The sequence below is a fragment of the Dehalogenimonas alkenigignens genome (genome assembly GCF_001466665.1).
GTDB lineage: Bacteria > Chloroflexota > Dehalococcoidia > Dehalococcoidales > Dehalococcoidaceae > Dehalogenimonas > Dehalogenimonas alkenigignens.
The window spans coordinates 629,344-648,120 of record NZ_KQ758903.1; the positions used below are offsets into that span (position 1 = coordinate 629,344).

General features: G+C 56.1%; 27 protein-coding genes and 2 pseudogenes. 3 read left to right on the forward strand and 26 right to left on the reverse strand.

Annotation, left to right across the window (positions count from 1 at the left end; genetic code table 11):
• Nucleotide 1: 1 nt before the first annotated feature.
• The 26 genes and pseudogenes from DEALK_RS03335 to DEALK_RS03455 all read right to left on the reverse strand — a co-directional run bounded on the left by DEALK_RS03335 (nt 2) and on the right by DEALK_RS03455 (nt 15,738).
• Nucleotides 2-388 carry a hypothetical protein gene (locus DEALK_RS03335; protein WP_058438677.1) on the reverse strand — a complete coding sequence of 129 codons (387 nt, stop codon included), beginning with the start codon at nt 386-388 and terminating at the stop codon, nt 2-4.
• The gene (locus DEALK_RS03340) at nt 389-697 is read right to left on the reverse strand and encodes a hypothetical protein (RefSeq protein ID WP_058438679.1); all 309 of its coding nucleotides are present in this window, start codon (nt 695-697) and stop codon (nt 389-391) included.
• A gap of 5 nt (nt 698-702) precedes the next feature.
• On the reverse strand, nt 703-894 hold the full coding sequence (locus DEALK_RS03345) for a hypothetical protein (RefSeq protein ID WP_058438681.1): 192 nt from the start codon (nt 892-894) through the stop codon (nt 703-705).
• A complete protein-coding gene (locus DEALK_RS03350) occupies nt 895-2,151 on the reverse strand; it encodes a S8 family serine peptidase (RefSeq protein WP_058438683.1) in 1,257 nt (418 codons plus the stop codon).
• 9 nt (nt 2,152-2,160) lie between these two features.
• Nucleotides 2,161-2,916 (reverse strand): hypothetical protein, encoded by a 756-nt coding sequence (locus DEALK_RS03355; RefSeq protein WP_058438685.1) that lies wholly within the window; start codon nt 2,914-2,916, stop codon nt 2,161-2,163.
• A gap of 13 nt (nt 2,917-2,929) precedes the next feature.
• A complete protein-coding gene (locus DEALK_RS03360; protein WP_058438687.1) occupies nt 2,930-3,433 on the reverse strand; it encodes a hypothetical protein in 504 nt (167 codons plus the stop codon).
• Complete coding sequence (locus tag DEALK_RS03365; protein ID WP_058438689.1) at nt 3,434-3,901, reverse strand: hypothetical protein; 468 nt, start codon at nt 3,899-3,901, stop codon at nt 3,434-3,436.
• Complete coding sequence (locus DEALK_RS03370; RefSeq protein ID WP_058438691.1) at nt 3,901-4,467, reverse strand: hypothetical protein; 567 nt, start codon at nt 4,465-4,467, stop codon at nt 3,901-3,903. Before DEALK_RS03370 ends, DEALK_RS03365 begins: the two co-directional genes overlap by 1 nt.
• Nucleotides 4,464-4,625 (reverse strand): hypothetical protein, encoded by a 162-nt coding sequence (locus DEALK_RS03375; protein ID WP_058438694.1) that lies wholly within the window; start codon nt 4,623-4,625, stop codon nt 4,464-4,466. The genes DEALK_RS03370 and DEALK_RS03375 overlap by 4 nt, the downstream gene beginning before the upstream one ends.
• Nucleotides 4,622-5,122 (reverse strand): hypothetical protein, encoded by a 501-nt coding sequence (locus DEALK_RS03380; protein ID WP_058438702.1) that lies wholly within the window; start codon nt 5,120-5,122, stop codon nt 4,622-4,624. Before DEALK_RS03380 ends, DEALK_RS03375 begins: the two co-directional genes overlap by 4 nt.
• 17 nt (nt 5,123-5,139) lie before the next feature.
• Nucleotides 5,140-5,727, reverse strand: coding sequence for a hypothetical protein (locus DEALK_RS03385; RefSeq protein ID WP_058440026.1), 588 nt, complete (start codon nt 5,725-5,727; stop codon nt 5,140-5,142).
• Nucleotides 5,728-5,758: 31 nt separating this feature from the next.
• Nucleotides 5,759-5,953: a hypothetical protein gene (locus DEALK_RS03390; RefSeq protein ID WP_058438703.1), complete on the reverse strand. Its 195-nt coding sequence runs from the start codon at nt 5,951-5,953 to the stop codon at nt 5,759-5,761.
• Between the two features lie 36 nt (nt 5,954-5,989).
• The gene (locus tag DEALK_RS03395; RefSeq protein WP_058438706.1) at nt 5,990-6,193 is read right to left on the reverse strand and encodes a hypothetical protein; all 204 of its coding nucleotides are present in this window, start codon (nt 6,191-6,193) and stop codon (nt 5,990-5,992) included.
• Between the two features lie 142 nt (nt 6,194-6,335).
• Nucleotides 6,336-6,548, reverse strand: a complete 213-nt coding sequence (locus DEALK_RS03400; protein ID WP_058438714.1) for a hypothetical protein — start codon at nt 6,546-6,548, stop codon at nt 6,336-6,338.
• Nucleotides 6,549-6,856: 308 nt separating this feature from the next.
• Complete coding sequence (locus DEALK_RS03405) at nt 6,857-8,914, reverse strand: ATP-binding protein (protein ID WP_058438715.1); 2,058 nt, start codon at nt 8,912-8,914, stop codon at nt 6,857-6,859.
• Nucleotides 8,911-9,141: a hypothetical protein gene (locus tag DEALK_RS03410; protein ID WP_058438717.1), complete on the reverse strand. Its 231-nt coding sequence runs from the start codon at nt 9,139-9,141 to the stop codon at nt 8,911-8,913. Before DEALK_RS03410 ends, DEALK_RS03405 begins: the two co-directional genes overlap by 4 nt.
• Entirely contained in the window at nt 9,131-9,376 is a 246-nt protein-coding gene (locus tag DEALK_RS03415; protein WP_058438719.1) for a hypothetical protein, read from the reverse strand. Before DEALK_RS03415 ends, DEALK_RS03410 begins: the two co-directional genes overlap by 11 nt.
• Entirely contained in the window at nt 9,376-10,062 is a 687-nt protein-coding gene (locus tag DEALK_RS03420; protein WP_244881574.1) for a hypothetical protein, read from the reverse strand. The genes DEALK_RS03415 and DEALK_RS03420 overlap by 1 nt, the downstream gene beginning before the upstream one ends.
• Nucleotides 10,063-10,101: 39 nt before the next feature.
• Nucleotides 10,102-10,161: pseudogene (locus DEALK_RS10415) on the reverse strand (C2H2-type zinc finger protein); the annotation flags it as partial.
• 194 nt (nt 10,162-10,355) lie between these two features.
• Nucleotides 10,356-11,270, reverse strand: coding sequence for an ATP-binding protein (locus DEALK_RS03425; protein ID WP_058438724.1), 915 nt, complete (start codon nt 11,268-11,270; stop codon nt 10,356-10,358).
• A gap of 2 nt (nt 11,271-11,272) precedes the next feature.
• Complete coding sequence (locus DEALK_RS03430; protein WP_083496332.1) at nt 11,273-11,656, reverse strand: J domain-containing protein; 384 nt, start codon at nt 11,654-11,656, stop codon at nt 11,273-11,275.
• Nucleotides 11,635-11,856, reverse strand: a complete 222-nt coding sequence (locus DEALK_RS03435) for a hypothetical protein (protein WP_058438733.1) — start codon at nt 11,854-11,856, stop codon at nt 11,635-11,637. Before DEALK_RS03435 ends, DEALK_RS03430 begins: the two co-directional genes overlap by 22 nt.
• On the reverse strand, nt 11,853-12,098 hold the full coding sequence (locus DEALK_RS03440; protein WP_058438735.1) for a hypothetical protein: 246 nt from the start codon (nt 12,096-12,098) through the stop codon (nt 11,853-11,855). The genes DEALK_RS03435 and DEALK_RS03440 overlap by 4 nt, the downstream gene beginning before the upstream one ends.
• On the reverse strand, nt 12,095-14,398 hold the full coding sequence (locus tag DEALK_RS03445; protein ID WP_244881575.1) for a DUF3854 domain-containing protein: 2,304 nt from the start codon (nt 14,396-14,398) through the stop codon (nt 12,095-12,097). Before DEALK_RS03445 ends, DEALK_RS03440 begins: the two co-directional genes overlap by 4 nt.
• A 6-nt stretch (nt 14,399-14,404) precedes the next feature.
• Nucleotides 14,405-15,388: a recombination directionality factor gene (locus DEALK_RS03450; RefSeq protein ID WP_058438737.1), complete on the reverse strand. Its 984-nt coding sequence runs from the start codon at nt 15,386-15,388 to the stop codon at nt 14,405-14,407.
• Between the two features lie 113 nt (nt 15,389-15,501).
• Nucleotides 15,502-15,738 carry a helix-turn-helix domain-containing protein gene (locus DEALK_RS03455; protein WP_058438739.1) on the reverse strand — a complete coding sequence of 79 codons (237 nt, stop codon included), beginning with the start codon at nt 15,736-15,738 and terminating at the stop codon, nt 15,502-15,504.
• A gap of 161 nt (nt 15,739-15,899) precedes the next feature.
• On the opposite strand from DEALK_RS03455, the gene DEALK_RS03460 reads away from it, so the two are divergent.
• The 3 genes and pseudogenes from DEALK_RS03460 to DEALK_RS10420 form a co-directional block, all read left to right on the forward strand.
• Nucleotides 15,900-16,298 carry a helix-turn-helix domain-containing protein gene (locus tag DEALK_RS03460; protein WP_058438741.1) on the forward strand — a complete coding sequence of 133 codons (399 nt, stop codon included), beginning with the start codon at nt 15,900-15,902 and terminating at the stop codon, nt 16,296-16,298.
• Nucleotides 16,295-17,239, forward strand: a complete 945-nt coding sequence (locus DEALK_RS03465) for an ImmA/IrrE family metallo-endopeptidase (RefSeq protein WP_058438743.1) — start codon at nt 16,295-16,297, stop codon at nt 17,237-17,239. The genes DEALK_RS03460 and DEALK_RS03465 overlap by 4 nt, the downstream gene beginning before the upstream one ends.
• Nucleotides 17,229-18,296, forward strand: a pseudogene (locus DEALK_RS10420) (recombinase family protein); the annotation flags it as partial. The gene DEALK_RS03465 and the pseudogene DEALK_RS10420, both read left to right, overlap by 11 nt.
• Nucleotides 18,297-18,777 lie beyond the last annotated feature (481 nt).

Below are 18,777 nucleotides of genomic sequence, written 5' to 3' on the forward strand. Positions count from 1 at the left end.
CCTATGCTTTAGCGAAATCGGCGATGCGAAAGTCCGAAATATTCGGCGAACCGACCGAAGCGAGATTCACGGTCTTCGTCATCTCGTCATCGGCATACCACACTCCGTCGGCGCCGTACCAGAAGCTTTTAGCGCGAACGGTTAGCTTCTGTCCGGGCATGTAGAAATAGCCGGAAAACGGCCAGGTAGCCTGAGCATCGACGTTGACCCAGTCAACCGGGATAACGGCGCCCGGGTAGGGCGGAGCGTCATATTCCAGCGTCGCCGCGACCTTCATGCCGATCGGCGCTGAATAGGTGTTCTTCACCCGGATGGTGAGATCCACCCGGCTGCTGGAGGCGGCTTCGGACGGGGCATCGATGGAGATGATATCGGCGTACTGCGCCATTTAGCTCTCCTCGGAATCCTCCGGAGCTTCCCGAGCCAGCGGGAAACTGCCGTTGCCGAAGTTGCCGGAGAGCCTGTTGCCGATGACGTCGACCCCGGCGCCGCCCAGGAAAGCATACAAAAGCGCGGCGACGTCGACCGGACCGGCGAGGCTCGAACTAAGCGCCAGCACCATCCCGGCGATCAGCGACCGGAAGATAGAGCTGCCGAACTTCCGCAAGTCGAAGGCCTCTTTGCTTTCCAGCCAGCCGAGGGCCGCGGCGACAGCACCGCCGAGTAGGGCTGCCAGGGCGATATACAATCTTTCCATCGGCGTCAGTCCTTCTTCCGGTTGATGCAGATGAACTTGCCCCAGATGACACCGCCCATGGCGATGAGGCAACTGCCGCTGGTGGTCACCACCAGGCCGAAATCGACGGAACTGGCCAGCTCGATGCCGATACCGACGCCGGTGGCGCCGATGCCCACGAGCTCGATGACGATAGCCGCAATCATTCCCTTGTTCATCTATATCGCTCCCATTACACCGGCCATCATCATCATGGCGGTCATCATTTGAACCATTTCCGCTGTCTGAGCGCTGGGTGAAGCATTACTCATCACCTGGCCGAGCATGGCGCCCATGGCCGGCAGGCCGTAGCCGTAGGCATTGTCCTTGCCGAGAGGCGCATCCTGCGGCTTGGTCGAAAAATACGGCGCCACTTCCCTGGCCGCCGTCCAGCGGTAGCCCCAGCCCTCGCCGTAGGCTCTGCGGCCGCTTTCCCAGAGAAGCCCAGTGAGACCTGAAAGCATCGGCGCCGCAAAGCTCGTTCCCGACTTCACCAGGAAGCCCTCGTCGTTTTTATCGGAGGCCATTTCGAGGTTGGTGCCCCAGATGACGAAATCCGGCTTGGTCTCGCCCTGGACAGTCGGGCCGCGCGAGGATCTCTCCCAGACAAGAAGCTCGCCTAACGTCTCCACAGCGCCTACAGCGATGACCTCCGGCTCGCAGGCCGGCAGCATCACCGTCGTCATCTTGGGGCCGGTGTTACCTGCCGCGGCGATGACGTCCAGGCCGTATTCGACGCTTGCCATGCGGCAGGCCACCCGGACCGGATTATCGGGGTCACCGTCGTCCTCGCCACCGAGCGAGAGGTTGACGACATTGGGATACATTTCATCGGTCGGCAAAAGCCCGGATGTCCTTGCCTGCTCGGCAAGGTCGCACACCCGGTCGATGCCGAGCACGATGGCTTCGTCCGAGGCGATACCCTCGTCGCCGATGACCTTGATGTTCATGATGGAGGCGCCGGGTGAGACACCGGCATTCGCGCCCAGGGCGTGCATTCCGCCGGCCACGGTGAAGGCCACCTGGGTGCCGTGGCCGAAGACATCGGCAGCAGTCGGCGAATCGGTGAAGTTGGCCTCGTAGACCACCTTGTCCTGAAGCGACCGGTGGGTCTTACGGACGCCGCTATCTAAAACTGCCACGGTTAGGCCGGTGCCGGTGATCGGCGGAGCGAAATAGCTCCGCAGGAGATAGAAGACGTCCGAGATGCTTTCGGCCGGCGGCGCCTGGGCGGCCATCTGACTGGTGCCGTATTCCTTGAGGGGCTTAAGCACCAGACCCGGGACCGCGGCCAGTTTCTCGGCCTGGGATTGGTCCAATTCACAGAAGACCTGGCCGATGACCTCCGCCTTTTTCAGGTTCCGGGCGCCAGCCTTCCTGGCTTCTTCTTCGATCCGATCGATTGATAGTCCTTTGGAAACAAGAGCGTAGCGCATGTCATCTCCTTACGCCGGATAGGCGAGCTGGATGGTGTAGGTCACCTTGAGCTGGCCGGTGCTAGGCACGTTTACCGTGGATGCCAGGAGGTCACGGGAGAACATGATAGTGCCGGTCCCGGCCGAGGCGAACTTGACCTTGCCGTACAGTCCGACCTCGTTCACATCGATGGCGGCGCCGGAGTTGTTATTGATGTAACGGATCAGGGTATCGGTGAGGGTCTTGGTTGGCGCATCATAAGTAATCGAGTGGAGGTCCGACTGGGCATAGTCCATCTGCCCGGCCCCGGAGCCATTGGCGATCGGAGCCCCCAGGACGTATCCATCGAACGATTCGGGAAAGTTATTGGTGCCGACGATGATGCCTTTATCCGTTGCGCCGGCCGTGGCCAGAAACCCGGTATTGGTCGAGCGGTCATTAACATTAACGCCTTCATCCAAGCCAGCGACCTGGTTCAAGCCCCAGCCGGATCCATTGGGATAGACACTACCGCTCGTCCACTTGAGGGATATCGCGCCGGCTTCGAACAGGTTGGTCCCAGTTAGGCCATAGGCGGCCATCTGGGAAAAGAGGAAGTTATAGGCGTTGCGGTTCCAGGAATGGCTCCGCTGCTTGTGGGCATGGATGGTTTTGCCGTCCCCGTCCCGGACCTCCATTTCGAGGAAGGTCTTGAAAACGGGCAGCTTGAGCTCGGTGCCCAGCTTTTCAAAGCGGCGGTACTTGGTTTCAAGTTTTGGGTCCTCAATGTAGAATCGTTCGTTCATTTTCGTTTTTCTCCTAAACAAGTTGTGCTGTCACGCCGATGCTCGGCGCCGGGACAACGAGCGCCATGGCTCTGCTTTGAGCCAAATCGACATTGGCTTCGTGCGACACCGCGATACCTGGCGCCGCAATAGAAAGCGCCTTCCCGGCCGTAAAGGAGCCCCCGGAGTGGTCCTCGGCTGTTAATAGAGCCATTGACGGTCTCGGCATGACCAGGAGTGGCAGGGACGCGACACGGTTCACGGCGCCGGTCATGTAGATAATGAGCTCCTGGATGTCGAGCCAGCCCGGCCGTCCCGATCCGTGATTCAAGGCTTTAAGGACGTTGTAGCCGTTGCCGTACTCCAGGGGCAGTCTTTCGAATACGGCGTTACCCCGATAAATAATGTCGCCCGGTTGCATCGACGTGCCGATTCCGCCGAGGTTGCGGATGAGCTTGCCGCCCCAGTCCTTGTCGGTATCGATCTCGATCTCGGAAAGCCTGGATACTCCCGATTTCGCCCTTACGAAAAGGCTCACCTACATCGCCTCCAGCAGAAAGTCGTAGTCGACCGCCTTGCCGTTGTCGGCCGGGTCGTTGCTCTGGACGGTCACCCTTAGTGTGTCGTGGATCGCCCAACTTCCGTTCACTATCGGCAGTCCCGACCCGTCGGCGGCGGCATCGAAAGACTGCTCGTAAACTCTTCGCTCCACGCCGTTTATCTTCTTGTACAGCCGGACCGTTACCTGGGTTCCGGTGAGGTTCTGGATGCCGAGCGAAAGGTCGTGCAGCTTGTATTTCGCGCCGGGCGCACCGACAACGATCAGGTTGCTTTCGGCGGCTTGCCAGTCGGCGACGGCGAAACCAACGTAAGGCACCTCGCCGGCAAGCTTGTCGGTCTGGTTTCTCACCACCTCCAGTTTCGCTTCCAGGCTGGCAACGGCCGCTTCTATGGCCTTCAGGGAGACCTTTGTTTTGCTGTCCTCGACGTAGAACTCGCCTGGCATCAGCTTCCCCTCCCTGGCGGCAACTGTTTCACCGGCTCTCTTCCCGGCTCAAGGCGTTTGGTTTCATCCTTTTTGGGCTTCATCGCCGATGCAACCATGCCGAGCATCATAACCGGCAGCATGAAGCCAAGGAGCGAGGTCCAATCGAAGCCATTCGTGCCGGTGTTCACCGGCGCTCCCGGCCAGGCTGGCGGCAGAACTGAGCTGGCCGGAGATACCAGCATGGTGGCCACCGAGTCGATGACCTCGCCAGTGTCTTTCTCGTGTAGAAGCAGCGTCAGGACCGCGTTGGTCTCGGAAAAGCGCAAAGCGCCTTTAAGCCTGGCGACATCCCCCGGCTCGACTTTGAACCAGGTGTAACCGAAGACCGGCAGGGCTTCTTCGCTGATCTGGGTTGCATCCCGTGACAGCCGGGCTAAGAGGGCATACTCTTTGTCGACGTCCGTGGGATTGGCCACATAGACGGAAAGGCCGAGGTCGTAGCCCGGGGTATAGTAAAGCCACGGCGGCAGGTCCCAGAAGACGTCGCCCAGCGCTCCACCCATAACCGATGACGCTTGGCTCATAGAGGGAACTCCACGTCCTCGCCCTTGAGGGCTTTTCTCACCGTGGACAGAGCCCAGGCACCCAGGGCGACCATCATGGCGACGCCGATAACGGCCGAAAACGCCGATTGCCAGAACATCGGCTGATAGTTGTTGTACTCTGCGGGATAGCTGGTCACGATTTAGCCTCGGGCAGTTTCTTGGGTTTTGAAGGGGACGTTAGCGGCTTCATCACCTGCATCAGGATGAACATGACCAGAAGCATCATGCCCATGTTGATGAGCCTGCTGATGAGATTTTTCACGTCTTCCGGGATGAGCCACCAGATGACGGTGCCGACCAGCGGCGGCAGGGCGATGAAGCCGATGATGCCGGCGATAATTGGCAGCCAGGCCATACCCTTCTGCCAGGCGAGATAGACGGCAGGTTTATCGGGATCGGCATGGACGATATAGCTGTTGCCGGACCAGTGCTCGACGCCGGCATTGGTAAAAGCCTGCTCTATCTCTGCTAAAGTCTCGGCCGAAGGAAAATCCTCGAAATCGAGCCGGGCTAAGAAAAGAGCGCCTTCGTCTGAGCTCTCTTCGAGCGGGGCGAAGGCGCCCAGTCCTTCAATGCTGCCGGCAATTCCCAGAGGTATCGCCCGGTAGCCCGGCGGCACCATCGCATAGGGCATGGGAAGCCTCCCTACGCTTAGACCAGCCGCCTGGCCTTGCGGCCGTACGGACTGAGGGTCACCTTTCGAGCCGCGGTGGTACCGCCGGCGGCGGTCACCGTGGCGATCACCGTCAACTTGTCGCCGCCAACAAGCCGGAGATCGGCGCCGAGCTGCCCGGCCGCGGACAGGTCATAGTTGGTGTTACCGCCTGCCGCCTGGTCGGTGCCCAGGTACTTCTTGTCAATGGCGTCCGTCTTCGGGAACTTCGAGACGCGGATGTTGCCGGAGACCTCGGCCTCGGTGACGAGGTTGAGGCGGTTCAAGAACCACACCTCGCCAGCCGGCACTTCCAGCTCGACGGTCTTCACCGTGTCCTGGGCGGATGCGTCAGGTACTGTCACCTCGACCTTATCGCGCTCGTCGATCCTGTCCTCGGTATGGATGGCTTCAGCGTTAAGCAGGGCCTCGCGAAGGACCTGGAGCGGCAAGCCCATCCAGGCGCCGGACTCGTTGTCGTAAACGCCGATTAAGGCAAGCGACTGCCCCAGCGGGGGCACCCAGCCCTTGGGAGGCCGCGCCCCGGGATAACCCGGGTATTGCTGCGGGATATTCTCTTTCGTCATGAATTTCATTCCTCCTGTCTAACGGGCTCGCCTAGGACTTTGAAGTGATGCCCTTCATCATCGGCATCAGGATGGCCATCATCATCACCATCATGATCATCGGCATCATCGCCGAGAACATGCCGGTCATGTCGGTGGTCTGAAGGGGATAGTAGCCGCCGACGGTGCCGTACTGGTACTGCTGCGGGCGGATCTGCTGGGTATTGAACTGCTGCGCGGGATACATTTTCTAGCTACCTCCTACGTTAGCTTTCGTTTTGGTTCAGTCCTTGGACGTGACGCCCTTCATCATGGGCATGATGATAGCCATCATCATCACCATCATGATCATCGGCATCATGGCGGAAAACATCCCCGAGAAGGGATCGGTGGTCTGGCTCGGGTAGTAGGCCGAAGGTCCGGCCACCTGCATCGGACCCGCCTGGCCCGGTGCGAACGGCCCGCTGATTTGCTGTGTCCTGTACATCGCTTTCTCCTTACTGCTTTCGGTTGATCTTCATGCGCTGGCCTGATGCCGTCTCCCCCGGGCTACATCCCTCACCGCCGCCGCGACGGCGGTGAGGGATTCAAAACCAGCCTCCAGGGGAGGGCATCAGGCGAAGGTGGCGCTACTCGAACATGGCGCGCTTGTAGCCGCTAACCATGACCGGACCCTTGCCGTCGACGCCGTCGCGATAATGGCTTACCCGGCCTTCCTTGACCTTGAGGCCGGACGGCGCGATGCCGTTCATGCCGGTGCGGAAGGCTTCGGGGGTGGCTTTCTCCTGATAGGCGACGGGGACATTCTTTTCCAGGTCGTTCCAGCTGGCGTACTTACCCATACGGGCACCTCCTATTTAGTCTCGGTCCGTTCGCGGCCGGGACAATTTTCGGGGTGCACCCTGGTCGGAAAGGCAAAGGGGTCAGCCTGAACTTTACCGATCCAGAGTGCTGACCCCTTATCGAAGCCTATGAGCTGCCGTGAAAAACAACGAGCCTCGTGAGCCGGGTTTTTCCGGCAAGCTCACGAGGCTTACGGTTTCAGATTATACAGGCTGTAATTGGCCTGTCAATAGGGTGAGGGTATTTTAGCTTTAATTGCTAGTCACCCGATAAAGGCCAACTAATTTCTTGTATTGTTATGGAGTGGTTAGGCTTTGGGGATGCAAACCACGGGTGGTTGTACAGATGAACTTCTTTTTTGTCTCTTAACGATGGCATTGGCCTCATCATTGTTTGTAACGAGTTTGTCTCTTTCGAGTTCGAGCTTCTCACTAATAAATCTATGGTGAAGATCGAATTCGGTAAATATTTCACTCCACTTTTTCACATAGATTCTGTACCGGTTATTTTTGAATACGAGAGATTTTTCGCCATGTGATTGAGCATTCTCGAATTGTCTCTCAATGTGACCTGAGCCATCAAAACAGTTACCGATCAGATAGAATTCCCAATGCATATTTGATCCATTAAACATCGGTTCGTTAATAATTACGTTCAAGTACGTATCGACTTGATCCAATTCCTTCTTACCTAACTTTATAGAAGGATGTTTCAATTCTACAACAATGTTGTTAATAATATCGTGCTGATAGTCCTGACGCACTGCAAATATATCCATCTCCCTGTTCTTATCTACGTGATCAATTTGAACAGGTTTCTTTTCACCTCGTAAATAATAAATATACCGTCTCAAAGCCTCTTCGAATTTTGTCTCTGCCGCAGCAACTAAGTGGTATTGCTCACCAAAAAGCCAATAATGCTTTTCAACTACCGCTTGTATGTGATCTTTTTCATTGGCGTGAAGTGCGGGATTAAAAACAAGTTGCTTTAAGTCTTCAATGGTCCTATAACGATCCTCGATTAGCCGGATAGTGGAAATAATACTTGAGAGCCGAGTCGCTTTTAGGAGATCCGCGAAATCCTTCCTTTCATCAGAATCAAGGCTTACTATTCCTTCGAGAATCTGAAACAACTTGTCTTTTTCATCCGCATCGATAATCAGGTCCAGAAGACCGAACATTGTCTTTTTTTGTTCTTGATTAAGATTAGAAAATATTTTGGGTTCAATCTGAAATATGCCTTTAACCACATTTTTGAGCTCATCTCTTCGGGCTCTCTCCCAAAGATTGTCGGAGTTGCATTTTGGGAACACCTGCTCAGATTCTAGGTCAATAACAAGCTTGTCAGCATATTCTGATAGAAATGGTTTTCGTTTCTTTCTAAGAAGCTTGTCAATTTCTGTCTTTATATATTTGTATTCGTCATCCTTCTTTGAATGCCCAAAGAGCTGGTTTTGGGGTATTGTCTCATCTGTATTAATAATAAAATTGTCGAATAATTCACTTTTAACAAACACACTGTGATAGTAATGATCGGATTTGTTATTCAGCGTTGTCGTTTCTTTGAAAACTTCATTTTCCTTGGAATCGATAAAGTAGTATCTGGAAAATTCGTCATTGATACGGGTATTCCATTGAATATACTTGATTTCAAAGACCAAGCCGGTGGATTGATATGTTTGGCAAAACACACCTTTATCGCCGATAATCGAGCTGTAGTCTAAAGCCTTTCCATTAATACTTAAGCAATAACATTTGGATTGATTTAATTCTAAGAACCACCCAAATTCTCTTTTTAAAAATTCCTTAATATCGGTCTCAAAATTATAGGCGGTTATATTTTTGATACCATCAAACGTAACTGTCGTTCCTGGCAAATCCTCTACTTCTTTAGGGGGCGTCGAATCATAATGGTTTAACTTATTCGCGTTCGTCTCTATCCGGTATTGATAATTATGACCTTCCGATTGGTAGACTGTATCCCATGTGGCTTTGAAGGCAAAATGAAAAAATGTAAGCCGGCCAACGCCGTTTTTCCCATGCACAGCTGACGTAAGCTGCGCCTGCATCGTCGAGGCAAGTTTTTCTGATTCATAAAACGGAACGAATTTCGATGGCAAACGATCATAGGGAATTCCATATCCATTGTCTTTTATCGAAAGAGAAGCAATGTTCCCAATTTCGTTACAAACAAAAGACAAATCTACAGAAGTGGCTTTGGCATCAAAGCCATTCCAAATGAACTCTGCTAACGCTTTACAGTAATTGTAATCGCTCAGGGCTTTTTTAATGCCCGGTACTGTAATCTCAATTTTTGCCATAGCTAAGTCAGTTTTCGGTACATCATGAAACGTAAATGCGGTCATTTTACCTCAAACATGGCTTGATTCCAATTACGCCACTTCTTTTCTTGAGCTTCGGCGTAACGCCTCACCGCCTTTGCCGCCCAATCCCTCCATTTAGCTGCCAGCATGTCTTCACTTCGAGATTGAGCAGCCGCCGGAGGAGACGCCTCCTCCGGCGGTCTTCGCATCTCGTAATCAGCCCTCAGGAGCGCAGCGATAGCGAGCAAGGTAATGTAGTTATTCCACATTGATGATCTTGCCTTTGATGCCGAACATCGTGGAAAAGCCCCAGGCCAATTGCTCGCAGAGTTTATCCACCGGCTCGCCAAGGTCGAGTTTCTCATTCGGGTCCAGGAGATAGAACCTGACCTCGAGCCGGCCTTCCTTCCGGCGCTTGGTGATCTCCATGCCCATATGGCGCCCGACCTCCTGGGCCTGTTCCATTTGCTGCCGGCTGATGCCGGCCATTCCCGGATTAAACATTACATGCCTCCTTTCTGTTGTTCTGTCTCCCAGCCTTCCGGTACGCCACCGCCACCCCGGCCCGGGAACATCTGCTGCTCCATCATGCCCCACACCATGTCCATCACCTTGTCGATCCTTTTGGCGTAGGCCTCATCGACCGTCTTCGGCGGCGGTCCCTTGGGCAACTTCTCCTCGATGTAGCCCAAGACACCGCCGACCGCCTCCTGGGCCGCTTCCCTGGCCATTTCCGAACTGGCGCCCCGGGCCCTGGCCGCCGCGGCATCGAGTTCCTCACGAGAGGCGTTCAGCATCCGAAGAAGCGGCTCGAAGCGTTTGGCTTCGGCTTCAGCCTGCGTCTTTTGGATCTGGGCCAGCTCCATCACAAGAAGCATTGACGACCGGAGCTTCATCATGCCCCGGAGCTCGCATTCCTCTTCGTAGCTGTCGCCCATGTATCGGCGCAGGACCGCCTCCGGGGAGATGACCTCGCTCTGCTTGTACGTCGCCGGCAGGGCGCTTGATTGGGCGTCGGCTGCCGGGATCATCTTGGCCAGTTCCTGGCGGACCGTTCTTTCTTTGAAATGAAGGTCTTTGGTGAGTTGCTCGAAGCTGTAACCCTGGCCCAGGTACTCCCGGATCTCGGCGGCGATGCTTTCTTCATCGACCTTTACTTCCACCTGTTCGGGGGCCTGGTTTTCGCTCATGGGCTGTTCATCCTTATTCACCGGATGGGCGCCCGACGTATGACCGCCGAGGGCCTTAATCGATTTAAACTTCCTGTTGCAGATCTTGCATGTGTACACTTCCTGCCTCCTGTGACCGGCGCCGCGCCGGGTAAAAAGTCAACGAACCATCCTGTGGAACGTACAGGCCGTGACTACAGTGTAAATACCCGCTGTAAATACCCGCCTGTGAATACCCGAAATTGACTTCATATCCCGGATTCTTCTCCCCAGGGGGTCACCCCCTCCCCATCGTCCGGCGAGTCGCCCAGAACTCATTTTGTTCCTCCTTCCAAAAGTAATTTGATTGCCTTTTCTACGCCGAGTTGAGGGGCGAGGCGCGCTACCCTTATGGCATCTCGGACGTTCTGGGTGAGGCCGTCTAGGCGGCCGGCGATCTCTACGGCAAGCTCGGCACTTAAGCCTTCGCATCGCACCAGCACGCCCTGTACCACAGTGAGATATTCCGCCCGGCCGTAAGGAAAGAGCTGCCGGATGGCAAACCGCGACCTCAGCTCCGGCGACAGTTTTTCGCTTCTGTTGGATGCGGCAATCACTCGAATGGGATTACTCAGGTTGAGCTCACGGCCTCTTTTGGCTCGCACCAATCGCCCGCCTTCCATCATAGTGAGAAGCGCCGCGGTGTCGGCGGAGTTCATCTTGTCGATCTCATCAATAAGAAGAATCCCCGGCTCCCGCTCGGCCACCAGGTCCCATAGCCCGGCCTTCGAAGTGGCTGATCCCACTAGCCAGATGGCTTTCTCGCCGCCCGCCCTTTCGATGTCCCACAGAAACAGCGTCTTGGCCAGCGCCGGCGGACCGGTGAGGAGCACGTGCACCGGCTTTTCGGCAAGGAGCGAGGCCCTCAGAAGCTCTTTTACGCCGTCATGGCCGATGATGTCCCCGAAAAGAGAGTCGGTCTCGGCTGGTTTTGGCTCCTGGCGCGTCTGGGGCGGTGCGTTTTCGGCTGAAAGAAGGCTTCTGCCCATTTCGCTCAACCGGTAACCGGTATGGGAGTTGGAGCGGAAGACGTTTTCGAGGTAGCCGTCCTTGAAAAGCCGGGAGAGCGTCGCTGGCCAGATGCGGACCTGCCGCCAGCCCCAGCCGATGCGGTAGTCCTTGTCCATGTCGACCGAGTCTTCAAACCGTGCGATCTCCGAAAGCAACTCCAGGGTGTTGTCGTCCTTCATCGCTACCACCTCCTTTCGGCGGAGATTTTCTTGAAGGCCTCCGTTACCATTTGCGTCAGATACTCGGTACCCTTGATGCCGGCGGTGTCTGGATGGAGCTTCCGCAGAAGATCGAGATAACGCCGCCTCACCTGCTCTTGCGGCATAGACCGGTCGCAACCGAGAATGCGGTAGGGGTCGAAAGCCGGCTGAGGGGGCGGCACAACTCTTTCAGCCGCCGAAATGTCCATCCCGAGCCTCTGGGCGAAACCGATGATGACGGCCGGGTCCGCGGCATTGGTAAAGAGGTCAGCCATGAAAGCCTGAAGCTCGTACGCCAGGTTCTGCTGCATCCGTTTGATACGGTTGAAACGCTCTTCCATGATTACCACCAGAAATGACCGCATAAGATGCCCAGGAAGAAGCCGAAGAGGATCTGCCACCAGTATTTGCCACCGAACTTAAAAAGCATCATCCCCAAGCCGAGGAAGATGATCATGAAGACGAGAGGCGATTTCTTCTGGTCGTCCCGGATAATCTCAGTCCACGGCCGGCCGCCCACCCGGCGCCACAGGCTTTCATAGAGCCTTCCCAGAAAATCGATCACTTCTTGCCTCCTTTCGGTTTCAGCCAGCCGCGGTCTTCCTGGGAAATGGTTGGGGTCAGCTTGTCGCAGTCAGGGCAGGCCTGGCAGATGTCGAGCACCAGGGGTTCGCCGCGGGCGAGGCGTTTTAAGTCCAGGCTGCCGGTTCCCGCCTTGAATGACAGCGGGTAGCCCCTGCGGCAATAAATGCGCTGCCCCAGCACCCGGGCATGGTTGCAGTCGTAGAGCGATCTCCTTTTTCTCATTTCACCCTCATCGAAGACTCTTCTTGTCCATCATCAATATCGATGCCCCTCTTATACCCGCCCAAACCGTCCGAACCGTCCGCACTGTCCGCCTCACGATTGAGCTTAGCTTTGGAGCTTGGCGGACGGTTTGTAGGGCTCTCGGCCAAACCGTCCGCCAAATCAGGGGATTTAGCTTCAGCCGGCGGACGGTTTGAAAAACCGTCTTCAAAACCGTCCGCCGAATTTGTATCTGAAGCGGACGGTTCGGACGGAGCGGACGGTTTTTCAGGGGATACGGGGATATCCTGTTTCATGCCGTACATCGAGGCGATCCTTTGAGCCCGCTCAGGCTCCCAGCGGATCAGCCTCTGGCGGCCTTTACCGACCCGATCCTTGGCAAAGCCGAGTCTCTTGGTCAGATGACCCACCCGCTCCGCCGTCAGCTCGGACGCCTCTTCATCGAGCCGGTTAGCCCGCGTGGCGATGCTCCTCGATGTTAGCTCGCCGCCCTCTCCAACGAGCTCGATCATGGCCGAAAGCACCCGTCCGGCATCGCTCTCCCGGCGCCTGGCATAGAGTGATTCCTGCAGCCGGTGAACGAAGCTGCCCAGCGCCTCGGCCATGGCGTGATCGCCGTTAAGCATGGCCTTCATGGGAATGAGTATCTCCTGAAGGCGCGGTTGAAGATTCGGTTCGAGCAGTTCGTTGCCGAAGGTCTTGCCCCTGAGGCGGCAAAGATTGTGAAGACGAAAGGTCAAGAGCTTTGAGCGCAGGATCCCGACCTCTTTGTCGAAAGATGCCGGAAGCACCCGGGGAATGTCGTCGCGGGAAAGCGGCATCATCTCGGAGGTGAGGCAGCGGCTCTCCAGAGCTTCGTCGGCAAAAGGAAATCTTGTCGACAAAAGTTTCGGGCCGAATACCTGGTAGCCCCGGGGAAACCATTTGCCGTTTTCCTTGTCGGCCCGTAAGACCGGCATGCCCGGCCGATAGCCGTTGTTTAGAAGTTTGACCATCTCCGCCCAGGCGGTCGAATCTTTGAAATCGGCCTCATCCAGGACAAGCGTCCCCCGGAACTGCTCCAGGATGCGAAAGATCGGCGACGGCGTGGTGGCCCCGGAGGCGAACATCGGCCGGAAACAAATGCTGCCGACCACCTGCAGAAAGCGCGTCTTGCCGGTGCCCCAGTCGCCGATCACCCGAAGATACGGAATCGACGGGGCGAACTCGTACACCCAGCTTAATAGGACATACAGAGAGGCAATCTCCTCGAAGTCGGATGGGAGCTCCAGGTAGTAATGAATGAACCTTTGGATTTCGCTGAAAAGTCGAGCCTGCGAATCGTATGGCGCGGCCGTTGGGGCAAAATGCACCACGTGGCCGACCAGCATGTCCTGGGTCGGCAGGTAAGTCACCTTCGGCGTCTCGTGTTGGTAAGCCTTTCTGACGGCGCCGTTCACCGAAACCATGAAGTATCGCTCATCCTCATCGACCACCATCTCGCCGACCGTGCCGTCGCGGAGGACGAAGCCGGAGACATAGTGCTCCTTGTCTTCTTCTTCCAGCTTAAACTCCCCGACGAGCTTTTCGGCATCGGCGAGGGAATGCTTGAGCAGGTAGTCGTCGATCCCAGTTTTTTGCTGGCCTTCCAGTTGGGGCAACTGGACGATGTGAAGGCTCGCATCCTTGCGCCGGAGGTGTTCGGCGATGTGCGACAATGCCTTTTTCACCGGCTCCTTTGTCGCGATGTCGGAATCGAAGGCCAGATATACCTGCCGGTCCTTCAGGGCGATGTGATCCCAGTCAGCCAGGAGCGTGACGCCGCCGAACTCGTTCTTGCCCTTGAAGCCCCAGACGCCGGTGACCGATATGGCGCAGGCACCGCGGCCAGCGAGGGCATCGGCTTTCTTTGAGCCTTCGGTGATCCAGAGGGGGACCTTGGGGTTGCCGAGGGCCTTCTGGCAGCGCGGCGGGCAGTCGAGCCGGTTTGACGAACCGGCCGGCAGTTCGTACTTCACCGCTTTGCCCTGATTATTGGTGCGAGGGTTATCGGACCTGAACTGGTAGCCGGCCGGCTGCCCATCGACGCCCCATAAGGGAATCAAAAGACCTGGCACGCGCTGCTGAGCCGGTGCAAAGCCGAACCTCCCCAGCTCGGCTTTGCACACGATGCTCCGGTATTTCCGCTCCCGGATGATGTCGAGGTCGAGGCCGGTTTCTTCCAGAAGATGCTTCAGGTGACTTTCCAGAAGCTCCGGCACGGCCTCGGAGAACACGCCTCCGCTAGCGGTCTTTTCGCCGCTCATGTCTTTCATGGCCATGATTGATTAGCAAGCGGCGTCGCGGTCGACAGCTTTCAGGAATCGGTTGAGGGCTTCGGCGCTGAATTTTGCCGGCGGGAGCGGCCAGTTGAAGTCCCGTATCTCGACATCGATGTTGCAGTGCTTGCTAAACCACTGCCTGAGCTGGTGTTCCCGGATGTCGAGCTGCCACACCTTGCTCTTGGCTTTGTCCCAGAGCCTGATGAGGTCGCGCTCGGTAACGCCGTCTTCGAGCCTGACGTTCTCTTTATTGATGTTGATCGTCTCTTCGGGAAAAAGATCGTCCGGCGCCGCGCTGTCGGGCGGCGGCAGGAGCAGCACCTCGCTCGGCGGTAGTTGAGCGAGCTTCTGGATCTCGGAGAGGGTAGAATGCGAGGTCAATAGCAGTACACGGACCGTTTTCTTCCTTCCCTCGACGTCGACCTCTTTCTCGATGAGCCTTAAAGAAAGAGGGATCATCGACAACCGGCCGCAGGCGCTCTTTATAAGGTCGAGGCTGTTGTTGACGTTGAGGATGGAATGATACGAGCCGGTGTCGAGTTGATAGACGCCGATGCCCGGGCAGTCGGGGATGAGGAACTGGAGGTTCATCACCCGCTTGCAGCGGCCGGTCTCGTAGTGGTGGCATGACTTCGGGCTGCAGGCGATTTCCCTTAGTTCGGTCTCGGCATCCTCGTGGGTGGCGATCTGGCCGGTTTTCAAGTTCACCCTGGCCACCGCCGTCTCGCCGTCGCCGCGGCAGATGAGGCCGCGATAGGCTGAGTAGCACCTGAGGTACTGACTCGCCCATTGGTTGGGGTTTTCGGTCGGCAGCATGACCGAAAGCTCGGTCGGGCATTGCCCAAAGACCTTCTTCACCTCGTCCGGGCAGACGAAGTAGTCGGTCGGGACTGGATAGGAGAAGCCTTCGCTAGACTCCTTCGTCAGCCCTAGCCTGATTTTGCCCAGCCTCGGCAACCTGATGACCCCGGTGATTCCCTTGATCGGCATTTCCTTCTCCCTCCGTGTTGATTTCTCTCGTTCTGGCTAAATCCCTCAGGTGAGCCCTTGCGATCATGCGGGCCCAGATGCGCAGGCCGTTCTCAAAGTCTTCCCTATCGGTTTCAATCGTCATCGCCAGCCCCGTTTTCCTGGATGGTGAACAGGTCGTCGAACGAGCTGCCTTTGAAGTAGTCGAGCAGTTGCTGGCGTACCGCGGCTGTCGGGGCCTGCTTGCCGCTCAGAATTCGGCATAGGTAACTCGACGTAATCCCGATCTTCTTGGCCAGGAGCTTGCGCGAGAGGTTGTGACGCAACATCGCTTTTTCCATGTAGGGCTTGTTCAGCACCACCTTGAACATGTGGTACTCCTGAAAGAATTTATGAGCACAATAGTAAAACATCAGCCAGGTCAGGTCAAGGGCTGGATGTCACTTTCATCTCAAAACAAATGTAAAATAAATGTCAGAAACATGTTGCAACTGTTACCGGAATGTGCTAAGATTGTGAACAAGGAGGGTCTATGCCAGATTTCGGCGGATATATCAGACAGTTGCGCCAGAAGCAGCGGTTATCACTTCGGGACGTCGCCCAGAAGACCGGCATCTCTTACTCGTACCTCGCCCAGATCGAGCAAGGCCGGAGAAACCCGCCCGGGCCTGATTTCATGAAGCGCCTGGCGCCGGTCTACCAGGTGACCCTGAGAGACCTTCTCAAGGCCGCCGGTTATCTTGAAGAGGCCGACGCCAGTCTCAGCGACGAACAGGAAGTGGAGATGGCCTTTAACTATGTCATGAACGACCCGCGATACCAGTCCGGCACCCGCATGACCGGGGAGTTGACGACGGACGTAAAGCGTTTCATCGTCGAAATGTACGAGAAGGCCACCGGGAAGAAACTGCTGCCAGGGCGCAGCGCGTGAGAAGCCTCAATGACCTTGAAGGTTTCTGCGACTACCTGGTCAAGATGTATGGTAGTCCCAGGGCGTCGACCGAGGAACAAAAGGCGGCGGAGTTCAGGAAACTCTATTTAAAAGATCTACCGACGAATGTGAGGGCGCTGAGAGCGGTTGCAGGATGTTTCGGTATCTGTCTCAAAGAATTGGAAAAAATGCCGCGCAATGTGAGGGGCTATCACGAAATATGCGACGGCCGGAAATACATCTATTATCGCGCAAAGGATTCGGCCAGCGGCATCGAGAATACCATCCTTCATGAGCTCAGAGAGATGATGGAGACAGTATTTGGGCAGATCCAACCGGGATATGAGGCGCTGCGGACAAGTGCCCGCCACATCGCTGCGAACCGGTTTGCCTCGGCGGTCTTGTTGCCTGAGGACGAATTTCGAGAGAGAGTCTATCAGACCGGGTTCGATGTCATCAGCCTCTCAAGGATTTATTCTAAGAGCTATTCCCAGATATTGCTTCGCATGGGCGAAGTGTTCGAGGGCCGGGTCTTCTTCTACGGCGCGCTGTATGAATCGGACGACGCCGAAGGCGAAGAATGGGCAGTCACGTACTGGTCGGGCTCCCGGAACGGAGAAACGAACCCAAACATCTTCGATATCGACGGACCCTTCCCCAAAAAGGGCGGGCGGGCGTTACCCGGCTCTCTCGTTGACAGGGCCGTGAAAACCAAAAAGCCTCATCTGTCAAACAAAATTACTCTGAATCGCGCCTGGCGTCTTGAAGGAGGGCTGATCGCTCTGGCTCAACCCATGGTCGATAGCGCCGAGATCGAAAAGGTAGCCATGGTAGTAATGAAGGCTAGCGACGGCCACCTTCTCAAACCTCAAATAGACGTACTAAAACCAGTCACAATGGAAGTCATTCCAGCATCTTTAGGAGGGAAAGATGGACACTGAAATTAAAAACGTCGCCCTTTATGCCCGGGTTTCGTCAGACAAGCAGGACACCGACCTCTCGATTTCGGCCCAGATTCGTTCGATTAGGGAGTACGCCGCAAAAACCAATTCCCGGATCGTGCGCGAATTCATCGACGAAGCCGAAAGCGGGCGCACCGCCTCGCGGCCGGCGTTTAAGGAGATGGTCGCCCTTGCTAGGGCCAAGAACCCGCCTTTCTCGGCCATCCTGGTTTGGAAGCTTAACCGCTTTGCCCGGAGCCGTGCCGACTCGATCACCTACAAGACGCTACTCCGCAATAAAGGCATCGAGGTTATCTCGATCAACGAGCCGGTTGATGACAGCCCGACCGGGAGGCTTCTCGAAGGCGTCATCGAATCAATTGATGAGTTTTATAGCGCCAACCTCGGCCAGGACATCCGGCGAGGCATGCGCGAAAACGCTTCACGAGGTTTCTTCAATGGCAGCAAGCCTGCCTATGGCTTTCACGTCGTCCACGTAAAAGACGGCGATCGGACCAGGAATAAACTTGAACCCGATCCCGAAGACTCGGGCAGCGCCCAGACAGTCCGCCGTATCTTTGATATGGCCATGAAAGACATCGGCTGTAAAGAGATCGCCAAGACTCTAAATGGTGAAGGGCTGCGCACGGAACGGGGCCAACGGTGGGGCAGGACCACAATCTATAAGATACTATCGAACGAGGCTTATACTGGGACACTGGTTTGGGGAGATCGCCCGGATTGCATGGTACGCCGCTGCGGCGAGAAACCGGTCAGAGTGGAAAATGCATGGCCGGGTTTGATCGACCAGAAAGTGTTCAAATCGGTTCAGCACAAGATGACGATGAAAAAACCGGAGGTTACCCACCCCAGGACGGTTCCGAGCTTCTACCTGCTCAGTGGATTGTTCCATTGCCGCTGCGGCGGGGCGATGATCGGCCACAGCGCCAAATCGGGCCGACATTTTTACTATCTGTGCTCCAAGGGCGCCAAGCAAGGCAAGGATGCCTGCGACGTGCGGATGCTGCCCAAGGAAAAACTGGAACGGCAAGTCGTCCATGAGCTCCGGACACGGGTGCTGACCGATGAGAACATGGAGAAAATGGCTCTTCTTACTAATGAGGAGCTCCGGTCGACTTCGAGCGCCCTTACAGAACAGCTCGATGTTATCGACGCTGAACTTGCCGACACCAAGGCTAGGCTGGTGAGGTTGTACGATGCACTCGAGACCGGGAGGATCGGGCTCGATGACCTGGCGCCGCGGATCGGCGAGCTACGAAGCCGGCAGGCGGACCTTGAAAAAAGCCGTCTCAAGGTCGAAAAGGAAATCGATAAAGACGGGGTTGAGTTGATTGATGTCGACTCGGTCAAGAGGCGAGCCCGAGACCTGCGCCAACTACTAGTCGATTCGAGCTTGACCGAAAGAAAGTCTTTCCTCAGGTCGTTTGTCCGGGAGATCAATACCGACGGACAATCTATGAGGGTTAGATACAAACTCCCCATCGTGGTTGGACCCGATGGAGGAGGTTATGACGCGG

Coding starts and splice junctions, on each gene's coding strand:
- DEALK_RS03335 (WP_058438677.1), bottom strand. CDS start 388: ATGGCGCAGTACGCCGATATCATCTCCATCGATGCCCCGTCCGAAGCC.
- DEALK_RS03340 (WP_058438679.1), bottom strand. CDS start 697: ATGGAAAGATTGTATATCGCCCTGGCAGCCCTACTCGGCGGTGCTGTC.
- DEALK_RS03345 (WP_058438681.1), bottom strand. CDS start 894: ATGAACAAGGGAATGATTGCGGCTATCGTCATCGAGCTCGTGGGCATC.
- DEALK_RS03350 (WP_058438683.1), bottom strand. CDS start 2,151: ATGCGCTACGCTCTTGTTTCCAAAGGACTATCAATCGATCGGATCGAA.
- DEALK_RS03355 (WP_058438685.1), bottom strand. CDS start 2,916: ATGAACGAACGATTCTACATTGAGGACCCAAAACTTGAAACCAAGTAC.
- DEALK_RS03365 (WP_058438689.1), bottom strand. CDS start 3,901: ATGCCAGGCGAGTTCTACGTCGAGGACAGCAAAACAAAGGTCTCCCTG.
- DEALK_RS03370 (WP_058438691.1), bottom strand. CDS start 4,467: ATGAGCCAAGCGTCATCGGTTATGGGTGGAGCGCTGGGCGACGTCTTC.
- DEALK_RS03380 (WP_058438702.1), bottom strand. CDS start 5,122: ATGCCCTATGCGATGGTGCCGCCGGGCTACCGGGCGATACCTCTGGGA.
- DEALK_RS03385 (WP_058440026.1), bottom strand. CDS start 5,727: ATGACGAAAGAGAATATCCCGCAGCAATACCCGGGTTATCCCGGGGCG.
- DEALK_RS03390 (WP_058438703.1), bottom strand. CDS start 5,953: ATGTATCCCGCGCAGCAGTTCAATACCCAGCAGATCCGCCCGCAGCAG.
- DEALK_RS03395 (WP_058438706.1), bottom strand. CDS start 6,193: ATGTACAGGACACAGCAAATCAGCGGGCCGTTCGCACCGGGCCAGGCG.
- DEALK_RS03400 (WP_058438714.1), bottom strand. CDS start 6,548: ATGGGTAAGTACGCCAGCTGGAACGACCTGGAAAAGAATGTCCCCGTC.
- DEALK_RS03405 (WP_058438715.1), bottom strand. CDS start 8,914: ATGACCGCATTTACGTTTCATGATGTACCGAAAACTGACTTAGCTATG.
- DEALK_RS03410 (WP_058438717.1), bottom strand. CDS start 9,141: ATGTGGAATAACTACATTACCTTGCTCGCTATCGCTGCGCTCCTGAGG.
- DEALK_RS03415 (WP_058438719.1), bottom strand. CDS start 9,376: ATGTTTAATCCGGGAATGGCCGGCATCAGCCGGCAGCAAATGGAACAG.
- DEALK_RS03420 (WP_244881574.1), bottom strand. CDS start 10,062: ATGAGCGAAAACCAGGCCCCCGAACAGGTGGAAGTAAAGGTCGATGAA.
- DEALK_RS03425 (WP_058438724.1), bottom strand. CDS start 11,270: ATGAAGGACGACAACACCCTGGAGTTGCTTTCGGAGATCGCACGGTTT.
- DEALK_RS03430 (WP_083496332.1), bottom strand. CDS start 11,656: ATGCGGTCATTTCTGGTGGTAATCATGGAAGAGCGTTTCAACCGTATC.
- DEALK_RS03440 (WP_058438735.1), bottom strand. CDS start 12,098: ATGAGAAAAAGGAGATCGCTCTACGACTGCAACCATGCCCGGGTGCTG.
- DEALK_RS03445 (WP_244881575.1), bottom strand. CDS start 14,398: ATGGCCATGAAAGACATGAGCGGCGAAAAGACCGCTAGCGGAGGCGTG.
- DEALK_RS03450 (WP_058438737.1), bottom strand. CDS start 15,388: ATGCCGATCAAGGGAATCACCGGGGTCATCAGGTTGCCGAGGCTGGGC.
- DEALK_RS03455 (WP_058438739.1), bottom strand. CDS start 15,738: ATGTTCAAGGTGGTGCTGAACAAGCCCTACATGGAAAAAGCGATGTTG.
- DEALK_RS03460 (WP_058438741.1), top strand. CDS start 15,900: ATGCCAGATTTCGGCGGATATATCAGACAGTTGCGCCAGAAGCAGCGG.